The organism is Kitasatospora sp. NPDC091257 (assembly GCF_044757675.1).
In the GTDB taxonomy this organism is placed as follows: Bacteria; Actinomycetota; Actinomycetes; order Streptomycetales; family Streptomycetaceae; genus Kitasatospora; species Kitasatospora lactacystinica.
Window position 1 is genome coordinate 1 of the sequence record NZ_JBIVVI010000246.1, and the last position, 8,860, is coordinate 8,860.

Here is an 8,860-nt window from a genome sequence, read left to right on the forward strand (position 1 = left end):
TACAACGCCGGGCTGGTCCGCGGCGCCTACCACTTCGCGCTGCCGAACGCCTCCTCCGGCGTCACCCAGCCGCTCACCGGGCACCGCCCGCCAGCGTCGCGGTGCGGTACAGCCCATCTGTTGGGACACCGTCGCCACCATCCCGCTCGACGCGTAGCTCCGGGCCGCTGCGAGAGCCGGAGAACGTGCGCACCCTCGTGGACCTCGACGCCGTCCACCACACCATGGAGACCACCGTCATGGTCGACATGGTGAGGATCAGCAGGCCGACCGGCACCCCCATCCTGGACGTCGACACCGGGCTGGTGGGGCCCACCCCGACGACCACGATCTGGGAAGGCGCCGGCGCGGTGCTGTCCGCGCACGGCCTCGCCGCGGTCGAGCACCTGGTCGGTGGCCGGTGGCTGGAGGACGACGCCTCCTGGTACGGACTCGTCACCCCGCTGGCCGCACCGCTCCCACAGCGAGGCGACCTGGTGACCGTCGTCGCCACGAAGGCGCCGACTGCCGGCCCGGTCGGCCGCACCTGGCAGGCCCTCGACCCGGGCGAGGCCAGCACGGTGGAGGTCGCACAGATCACCCGGCTGGACGAGGTCGTGCTGTAGCTGCGACGCCGGGTAGCGACGGGGGCCTTCGATACCTTGCCCACCATCCGACTGGATCGGCTCCTCGCGCTGCCGCAGATCGGACGGGGTGGACAGCGACGTAGGCGCTGTCCACCTGATCGGGCTCTGTGCCCGAATGGCCCGCCCTTCGGCCGCATGGGGCCGGCGTAGCTGCGTTCGGGCCTCCGGTCAGCTCTCGACCATGAAGGAGCGCGGATGCGAGTTGAACCTGACCGAACGGCCAGCCGAGACGTTGAACAGCGCGATGGTGCAGTCCTCTCCCCAGTAGAAGCGGACCGTGCTGTCCGTCGCGTTGTTCACGCCCGACAGCGGCCCCTGCGCCTCCCTCGGTACGTCGTAGCAGCCCGGGGCCGGGTCGACGTACGGCACGCCCGGGCCGGAGCCCGACCCGTCAGGAAAGATCACGTTGTAGAACGTCAGAGTGCCCGTGGCGGCCTGGGCGGACGTGGGGACGGCCACGGCCAGCGTCCCTGCGGCGATGAGAGTACCGAGCGTCGTGACGAGGCGTCGCATGATGGGACCTCCTGGACACCGGGTCGCCGAGTGCGCCCCGTGATCGCCACCAACGGTAGGACTGCGTACGTGAATCGTCACCGGCGCGAAGGGGTGTGCGAACGGCGCGAAGGCCATGGCTGAACCGCAAGTCGGGAGGTTCCGGGGATGGCGCTGCGGTTGGAGGGGTAGTCGGACAAGGGGGCGGCGGCCAGCAGCCCCGCTGTCTGCGCGGGGCGATCTGGTGACCGTCGTCGCCACGAAGGCGCCGACCACCGGCACGGTCGGCCGTACCTGGCAGACCCTCAACCCAGGGGAGGCAGCTTCGACGGCAGCCTGGTGGCCAGGTACACCGCTGACTCCGGCGGAGTCCTGATCATCGGTGGGGCCTGGGGCACCATCACCGATCCCGACGCGGTGACAACGTCCGCGATTGCCGCGATGCAGTCCCCGAGAGGTGCCTGGACGGTGCCGCTGACCGACGTCGACGCCCGGGACCCGCACGACCCGCAGGGCAGGCTGAAGTGCGGAATCAGCACCGAGGCCTTGCTCGTCTTTGTCGTGTGCCTCTGGGCCGACCATGACACCGCCGGCTCGGTGAACTTCCCCGCCTGGGCCGAAGGGAGCCCGGCCACCCTCGACCAGACCACCGCCGCCGACCGCACCCGCCGCATCCGCGACGCCATGACGGCCCCAAGTAACCGTCGCACCACGTGCGCACGATGAAGAAGCTCGGGCCCTCGAACGGACGCGCCGCCTCCGGCCGCCCCGGCGTACAAGACACGTGGAATGGAAAATGCGCAAGAGGCGTAATCCGTCGGCACTGGCCTACCTCACGATCGGGCTCATGTGCTTGCTGATCGCCGTCGCCGGAGTGGCCAGTACAACGAGGGTCGACGACCTCACCCCCATCTGCCTCACGGGTGTTCCGGGCTTGATGCTGACGATCCGTGCCCCGATGTACGGCGTCGCCTTCGGAGACACCGGCCTGAAGTACTCCGGCCTGCTCAACTCGCGCTCCTACACCTGGTCCGGGATCCAGGAGGTGAGGCCCGCCGTCGTTTCGGGAACCCTGTTCTCCTCGACCGTCCCGGAGCTGCTCCTGGCCTCGGGCAAGACCGACCGGCTCCCGATGCTGGCGGGCTACGGGTCGGGGAACACGCCCAACCAGCGGATCGAGCAGCTCGTGGCCGAATTGGAGGAGGCGCGCTCGTCCGCCCTCTCCTCGCCACAGTGACCACGCCCTCCACTCGAACACCACCCGCCGCCGCCGTCCGCCGGATCGCCCGCTGCGAGGCCATCCCGCTGCGCCTTGGCCGCCGTCCTCGGCGCGGCCCAGGCCGTGGCCGGGCCGCAGTGGTCGGGACTCGGTTGTTCGCGACGCCGACCTTCCACGGCCTCTGCGCCGCTCGCGTCCGGCCGCCCGCCCGCCGCCCGCCCGCCGCCCGCCCGCCGCCTGGTCGCCGGCTGCCCCGCGCACTGCCCTCTGGCCACCGGTCGCAGACCCGGCGCCCCGGGGAACCACCGTGCTCGGGTGCCCCGGCGCGGGCGCGCTCAAGAGCCTCCTCGGGTCCGGCTACCGGGACACCTGCCTCGGCTGACGGCCTCTGGCACCGTCCCGGCCACCGTCCTACGGGGCGGCGGCAGACCGGCTCCCTGCCACCGCAGGCACCGGCTGTGAGCCCCTTGCCGCAGCCGAGCTCGACGACGGCGCCCCGGTGCGGACCACCCTCGCCACCCTCGCGGACCCCGACGGCTGGCGCACCGGCACCGCCAGCCTGCGCGGCTGCGGCGCGACCTGAGCCCTGAGGCCGGCGAACACGTCACCGTAAACCGGCACCGGCACCGGTACCGAAACCGGAGCCTTCCCCCATGTGCTGCGCCTGGCTGCGCTGAGCCGCTGGGCGTCCTCGTACGCCTGCTGGAGAAGCATGGTCAGATCGGTGACCTCGGACTTCAGCCTGGTGACCTCCGCGTCCAGGGCCCCGGTACGGCTGTGGGTGTCATCCAACCTCTCCGCCAGCTCGACGGTCAGCGCCGTCCTCGGGCCGGTCGCGTTCAGCGCCTTCCAGCGGAGCTCATGGAGCATCGTGCGCAGGGCCGTCCCGTCGCCGGGGCCGGGAGCCGCGAAGGCCGCGAGCCTGTCGACGACATCCCGAGGCGGCACCCGGTGACCGTTCAGGTAGCGGGACATCGTGGCGGGGCTGACGAAGACCGCCCCGGCGACCTGGCGGATCGAGCAGTGCCGTGAACGGACCACGTCCCGAAGGGTGTCCGCGAGCGTCACGACCTCGGCCGGGAGACCGGAGTCCAGGGGGACGAGCGGCCTCGACTGACGCCACCGGAAGAGCTCGACCTCCTTGCCCGGTGCCGTCGCGGAGCGGCCCCCGCCCTCCTCCCGGGCCACCTCGGACAGCGCCCGCCGCAGCCGGTGCCAGGCACCGCGGTACCACTCGAGAACGCCCGGTCCGCCGCCACGACCTCCGTACGAGGCCGCGAAGTGCAGGCAGCTCCGAACGAAGCCGACGAGCAGAGGAAGGCGCGGCAGGCTGCGGCGCCGCAGGTTCAGTGCGTCGCCCACGGTGCTTCGGCCCGCGTGGGTGTCGAGATGCCTGGACATGTGCCGGGAGACCCACCCCAGCGACGGCTCGCCGGCCCAGGCCTTCAGCTCGCGCAGGCACTGCACGAACTCTCCCACCGTCCGGCAACCGCCGGGGTCAGGGGGCAGTGCGGGGCCTGAGGCCGAGAACCCGGCATCGGCACGGCGAGTGCGCGCGACGTTCCACTGCGCGGCCCAGAACTCCCGGTCGCCGCCGCAGGCGGTGCCGTAGGCGACGGTCACCGCCAGACTGGGCAGCCGTCTGCCGGAGGCGGCCTGGGCGAGCGCCGATACGGAGAAACCGGTCCGATGCGCCAGGGCTTCGTAGGGAGGCAGCCCCGCCTCCTCCCGGGCCCGGCGCAGCAGCAGGGCGAGCCCCGCGTACGGGGCGTGCGGGTCGATGGGGTTCTCACGACGTGGCACGGCGTACCTCCTCACGGTGCGTGGCGGTGCCGCAGGCGTGCGGCACCGCCACGGTGGATGAACCGGACCGTCAGGAGGACTGGCCGAGCTCGCGCGCGACCGCGCCCGTGGCGAGGACCGCCGCGATGGCGGCCTGGACGTCGTAGCCCAGGACGACGAGCACGACGACCGCGACGCCGGTCGGGAGGATCCAGGGCACGCCGAGCGTGCGGTTCCCGGGGAGGTGGATGCAGAACGCGTCCCCGCTGGCGGGCCTCCGCGAGGTGTGACGGCGCATGGCCATGGTGATCATGTCCTTTGGTCCGGACGGTATTTGACGTTCTGTCACGGGTTGCCGCCCGCGACGCGCCCAGCATTTCACGGCCGTCCCGCGGCGCCGCAATGGCCTGGGGCGGGCCGTTTTTCACAAACCGTCCGAGGGCACTCCAGCGCTGGCCCGACGTGGGACCCGACCCGCTTCGTCCGCACCGGCGGGAGGTGGACAACCCCGCCGGCCCCGCAGGTCGAGGGCGGCCGTTGTGCACGAGCATCCGGTCTCGTTTGCGAAACAGTTTCCTCCTTGGGCAACACCCCGCCCCGGGCCGAAGCTGGTCGCGGCGCTCCCACCCGGAGCCGCCCATCACGGCGCCCATCCCTTGGTCCGGACGGTCGCCACGCACCACCCGAGGCCCCGTCTGTTGCCGCAGACCCCTCGCCCCGCCCGGCGGTGCCGCACGACGCGGCACCGCCGGCGTTGCGTCCGCTCCTCGTGGGGCCGGTCGTCCGAGGTGGTGGCGTCGGATCCACGCGGCTGTTCGGGCAGGCGCAAGGCCGGAGGCGCCGGTCGCGCCGTTCGCGGAACGGCTGCGCAGCGGTGGCCACCTGCCGGGCGGGCACCACGACCCCGAGGAGCGGTCGGCGAGCAAGCTCCTTCGCCGCCACGACACCACCGCACTCGCGCCGCTTCGGGCGGGCGTCCTTCACACGACACCCGACCGTCCGACGCTGCCCCGTGCCGTCCGTTGCTTCACGGGCTCACCATTCCCAGGACGATTCCTCGAAGGCCTCGGGTTCGGTGATCCAGCCGGCGTTCAGGACGAGCCGTGAGGTGCGGTGGACGGCGAGGAAGCCGAACGGCCGGTCGAATCGAGCGCTGATCATGCGGGCGCGATAGCGGAACCGCGGCGGTAGCCCCGCGCCCGCCAGGCTCAGGGCAGTGACGCTCGCGGAACGGAAGCCGCGAGCGCCGAACGTGGCAGTCACCGTCTGTGCGGCGGCCTCGACCGCCAACGGCTCGGCGCTGATGCCGGGGAAGTGACCTCGGGTTCGGTCCGTTGCTGTTCGGAGGCCGAACAGCTCAGGGTCCTTGAGCAGATCGTGGCGGGCGGTGATGGTGAAGGGCACGGTTTCCACCACCAGCTTCGATTCGCCGTCGAGGCTGGGAACACGCTCGACCGTCAGCCCGGGGCCCGGAGCGCCGTAGGGGAGTTCACCGCCCGGGAGTACTGTCCTCCGGTTGTCGAGGGTCCGCACCGCTGCCGCCAGCACATGCCCTGGCAGGGCGTCCTCTGTCCCCAGGAACAGGTGGACATCGATTCCCTGGGCGCCGAGAACGTGGAGCACGGTGACGGGACCTGTCGGGGTCTGGGTGACTCCCACGCGGTCGAGGAGTGCGGTGACCCGGGACAGGCCGGCCATGTCCCTGCCCCGCCACGGGCCGGCCGCCGCCTCCAGGCCGCCGGGTTCGAACGGGCGGATCCAGTCGGTGCGGACCGTAAGGGCGCTGGCCAGCACCAGTCGGGTGTCCGGCTCGACGGTCACCGGCATCGACGGGATCTGTCCGCCGGTGCACGTCGCCGCCCAGGCGTCGAGTCGAGCCTGATCCGAGGCCGCGTCGCCGGTGAGCTGTCCGTGGACGCGTTCGGGGAGTGCGGCAAGCCAGCTCCGCTCGATCGGCAGAGCTTCGTGGGTCCACAGGCCGAGCGCCCCTTGCACGCCGGGCATCGCATCGATCGCGGCCAGCAGGCCCCGCGCCTCGCCCGCAGCCCGGTCTGCCGGGATGCCGATGGCATCGGCAAGTTCCGTACGGACGGCGGCGGTTGCGCCGTCTGCCAGCAGAGCCAGCAGCGGCCACACCCCGGCGGTGGTGAAGGCCGTGCCGCCTTCCGGCAGAGCGGCAGCCCAGCGCGCGGTCAACGCATTGACGGCCCGGACGGTGGAACTACGAATCATGCCCACCCCTTCGAGGAACACCTGACCCCGGGAGCGTAGGGCCGACCCGTCCGGGGCGGCCAGCGAGATACGTGGGCGCTCCTGGTGACGAACCGCAAGCTCGGCTCGGACGGGCTCATCGACGACACGGGCATCGAGTGCGCAGGGAACCGGCAGGACCCGGCCCCCGGGCCGCCGTCCGGCCGCCCCCGTGCCTGCCACCGCGCCTCGACCCGCCGCATGATCAATTACCGGACGGGCCTTGGCTCTTGAGGTGCGCCAGCGTGGAGATCAGCCGGTCGGCGATGCCCTCGGGCCAGGGGAAGGCGATCGTCACCGCCCGTTGGTGGGCCAGCCCGTGCAGGCCCAGCCACAGGGCGACGGCGTCCGCCCAGGGGTCGTCGGTGGCGGCCAGGCCGGCGGCGGCGCACTCGGCCAGGACATCGGCGAGCAGGTGCAGGGGCGCCATGCCGAGGGTGGCCATGTCCTCCTGCGTCACGGCGGTGTCCTGGAGCACGGGCACCCAGACGCCGCCGAGCATGGTGCGGTAGCGCTCCGGGTGGTCCTCGGAGAAGCCCAGGTAGGCGTGGCAGAAGGCGAGCAGACGTGCCCGGGGGTCCTCGCCGGCCGCGTCCACGGCGGCGCGGAGCTGTGCTTCCAGCTGGTCGAAGGCCTGCTGCACCACGGCCAGCATGATGGCCGGCTGGTCGGGGAAGTGGCGGTAGATCGAGGGGGCGGCGATCCCGACCCGGCGGGCGACGGACCGCAGGGTGACGGCGCTCTCGCTACCGGTCTCGTCGAGCAGCTCGACCGCGGCGGCCACGATGTCCTCGCGGAGACGGGCACCCTCCCCCCGGCGGTTGCGGGGGCGGGCGGACAGTGTGCTCGATTCGTTTCCCATGCCGTGAGCTTACAGGTGAAAACTTACAGCCGACAGCCCTTGTGTGCGGTGAGCTTACGCGCGTAACGTTACGGCCGTAAGCAATGCTGAGCCGAACGGAGCACGCCATGAACGACGCCGTCATCACCCGCGCCATCGAGGTCGTCCTGCCGGGCGAGGTCGAGCCGGACGGCCTCCGGCTGCGCACCCGCGACCTCCCGCCGCCGACCGACGGCCGGGTCCTGCTGCGGATGGACGCCACCGGCGTCTCCTTCGCCGAGCAGCAGATGCGCCGCGGCAAGTACTACGACCAGCCGCCCTTCCCCTTCGTGCCCGGCTACGACGTGGTCGGCACGGTGGTCGCGACCGGCCCCGGCGTCGACCCGGCGATGACCGGGCGCCGCTTCGCCGCCGTCACCAAGACCGGCGCCTGGGCCAGCCACCTGCTGATCGACGCCGCGGACGCCGTCCCCGTGCCGGACGGCGTGACGGCCGCCGACGCCGAGACCGTGGTCGTCAACGGCGTGACGGCCTGGCAGATGCTGCACCGGACGGCGAAGGTGGCCCGGGGCGCGACGATCGTCGTGCTCGGCGCCAACGGCGGCGTCGGCTCGACCCTCGTCCAACTGGCCCGGCACGCCGGGATCACGGTGATCGGCACGGCCTCCGCGCGCCACCACGACACCGTCCGCGCCCTCGGTGCGACCCCGGTCGACCACCGCGACCCGGACGCGTACCAGCGCATCCGGGAACTCGCACCCGACGGCGTCGACGCGGTGTTCGACCACGTCGGCGGCGCCGGACTGGCGCGGTCCTGGCAACTGCTTCGCCGCGGAGGGGTCCTGGTGTCCTACGGCACCGCCGCCACCAAGGACGAGGCCGGCGACTCGCGGCTCCCGGTGCTGAACCTGTTCGCCCGGTTGGCGTTGTGGAACCTGCTCCCCAACGGGCGCTCCGCGCACTTCTACAACCTGTGGGCGGGCAGGCGCCGCCCCGCGGCCTTCCGGGCCCGGCTGCGCGAGGACCTCACCCAGGTGCTGGCCCTGCTCGCCGACGGCACGCTCACCGCCCAGGTCGCCGCAGAGTTCCCCCTCGACGAGGCCGCGGCCGCGCTTGCGCTGGCCGAGTCGCGCACCGTCGCGGGCAAGGTCGTCATCGTCCGCTAAGGCGTGTCTGACAAATGATCATCTGGTTGGTTCGCGGAGCCAGAGGATTAGGGAGGCCAGGACGACTCCGGCGCGGTAGCGGTCGGCGAGCTTGTCGAACCTGGTCGCGATGGCGCGGAACTGTTTGAGGCGGGCGAAGCATCGTTCGACCACGTTCCGATTGCGGTACATCTCCTTGTCGAACGTTGGCGGCCGGCCGCCGAGGCGCCCTCGGCGTCGGCGGTTGGCCGCCTGGTCGCGGCGCTCGGGGATCGTGGCTGCGACGCCCCGGCGTCGCAGCAGGTGGCGGATGGCCCTGCTGGAATAGGCCTTGTCGCCCAGCACGCGATCCGGTGTCGTGCGCGGGCGGCCCGTGGCGGCGCGCGGGACACGGATCCCGTCAAGGACCCGGCCGAATGCGGTGGCGTCGTTGACGTTGCCCGGGGTGAGCACGATCGACAGCGGCAGGCCCCGGCCGTCGACGGCGAGGTGGACCTTCGTGGTC

9 protein-coding genes and 1 pseudogene are annotated in these 8,860 nt (G+C 72.4%); 4 read left to right on the top strand and 6 right to left on the bottom strand.

Annotated features, from left to right (window positions below; translation table 11 throughout):
- The first annotated feature begins 185 nt into the window (after nt 1–185).
- A complete protein-coding gene (locus tag ACIQOV_RS14265) occupies nt 186–605 on the top strand; it encodes a DUF6093 family protein (RefSeq protein ID WP_401048491.1) in 420 nt (139 codons plus the stop codon).
- A gap of 189 nt (nt 606–794) precedes the next feature.
- On the opposite strand, the gene ACIQOV_RS14270 is transcribed toward ACIQOV_RS14265, so the two are convergent.
- Nucleotides 795–1,139 carry a hypothetical protein gene (locus tag ACIQOV_RS14270; RefSeq protein WP_331768694.1) on the bottom strand — a complete coding sequence of 115 codons (345 nt, stop codon included), beginning with the start codon at nt 1,137–1,139 and terminating at the stop codon, nt 795–797.
- Nucleotides 1,140–1,559: 420 nt separating this feature from the next.
- Here ACIQOV_RS14270 and ACIQOV_RS14275 point away from each other — a divergent pair, with 420 nt between their 5' ends.
- Both ACIQOV_RS14275 and ACIQOV_RS14280 read left to right on the top strand, forming a co-directional pair.
- The gene (locus ACIQOV_RS14275; RefSeq protein ID WP_401048493.1) at nt 1,560–1,844 is read left to right on the top strand and encodes a hypothetical protein; all 285 of its coding nucleotides are present in this window, start codon (nt 1,560–1,562) and stop codon (nt 1,842–1,844) included.
- Nucleotides 1,845–1,965: 121 nt separating this feature from the next.
- On the top strand, nt 1,966–2,355 hold the full coding sequence (locus ACIQOV_RS14280; RefSeq protein ID WP_401048495.1) for a hypothetical protein: 390 nt from the start codon (nt 1,966–1,968) through the stop codon (nt 2,353–2,355).
- 393 nt (nt 2,356–2,748) lie between these two features.
- Here ACIQOV_RS14280 and ACIQOV_RS14285 read toward each other — a convergent pair whose 3' ends face one another.
- From ACIQOV_RS14285 to ACIQOV_RS14300, 4 genes are all read right to left on the bottom strand, one after another.
- Nucleotides 2,749–4,140, bottom strand: coding sequence for a helix-turn-helix transcriptional regulator (locus ACIQOV_RS14285; RefSeq protein ID WP_331768691.1), 1,392 nt, complete (start codon nt 4,138–4,140; stop codon nt 2,749–2,751).
- Nucleotides 4,141–4,210: 70 nt separating this feature from the next.
- Nucleotides 4,211–4,423, bottom strand: a complete 213-nt coding sequence (locus ACIQOV_RS14290) for a hypothetical protein (protein WP_401048497.1) — start codon at nt 4,421–4,423, stop codon at nt 4,211–4,213.
- Between the two features lie 731 nt (nt 4,424–5,154).
- The gene (locus ACIQOV_RS14295; protein ID WP_401048498.1) at nt 5,155–6,372 is read right to left on the bottom strand and encodes a serpin family protein; all 1,218 of its coding nucleotides are present in this window, start codon (nt 6,370–6,372) and stop codon (nt 5,155–5,157) included.
- Nucleotides 6,373–6,574: 202 nt separating this feature from the next.
- Nucleotides 6,575–7,231 (bottom strand): TetR/AcrR family transcriptional regulator, encoded by a 657-nt coding sequence (locus ACIQOV_RS14300; protein ID WP_331768688.1) that lies wholly within the window; start codon nt 7,229–7,231, stop codon nt 6,575–6,577.
- Between the two features lie 107 nt (nt 7,232–7,338).
- Between ACIQOV_RS14300 and ACIQOV_RS14305 the strand changes: the two genes are divergently transcribed.
- Nucleotides 7,339–8,376, top strand: coding sequence for a medium chain dehydrogenase/reductase family protein (locus ACIQOV_RS14305; RefSeq protein WP_331768687.1), 1,038 nt, complete (start codon nt 7,339–7,341; stop codon nt 8,374–8,376).
- On the opposite strand, the pseudogene ACIQOV_RS14310 reads toward ACIQOV_RS14305, so the two are convergent.
- A pseudogene (locus ACIQOV_RS14310) lies at nt 8,373–8,860 on the bottom strand (IS5 family transposase); the annotation flags it as partial. The gene ACIQOV_RS14305 and the pseudogene ACIQOV_RS14310 overlap by 4 nt on opposite strands.

Bases quoted from the DNA above. Each gene is read 5' to 3' on its own strand.
- ACIQOV_RS14305 (WP_331768687.1), top strand. From the start codon at position 7,339: ATGAACGACGCCGTCATCACCCGCGCCATCGAGGTCGTCCTGCCGGGC.
- ACIQOV_RS14270 (WP_331768694.1), bottom strand. From the start codon at position 1,139: ATGCGACGCCTCGTCACGACGCTCGGTACTCTCATCGCCGCAGGGACG.
- ACIQOV_RS14275 (WP_401048493.1), top strand. From the start codon at position 1,560: ATGCAGTCCCCGAGAGGTGCCTGGACGGTGCCGCTGACCGACGTCGAC.
- ACIQOV_RS14290 (WP_401048497.1), bottom strand. From the start codon at position 4,423: ATGGCCATGCGCCGTCACACCTCGCGGAGGCCCGCCAGCGGGGACGCG.
- ACIQOV_RS14300 (WP_331768688.1), bottom strand. From the start codon at position 7,231: ATGGGAAACGAATCGAGCACACTGTCCGCCCGCCCCCGCAACCGCCGG.
- ACIQOV_RS14280 (WP_401048495.1), top strand. From the start codon at position 1,966: ATGTGCTTGCTGATCGCCGTCGCCGGAGTGGCCAGTACAACGAGGGTC.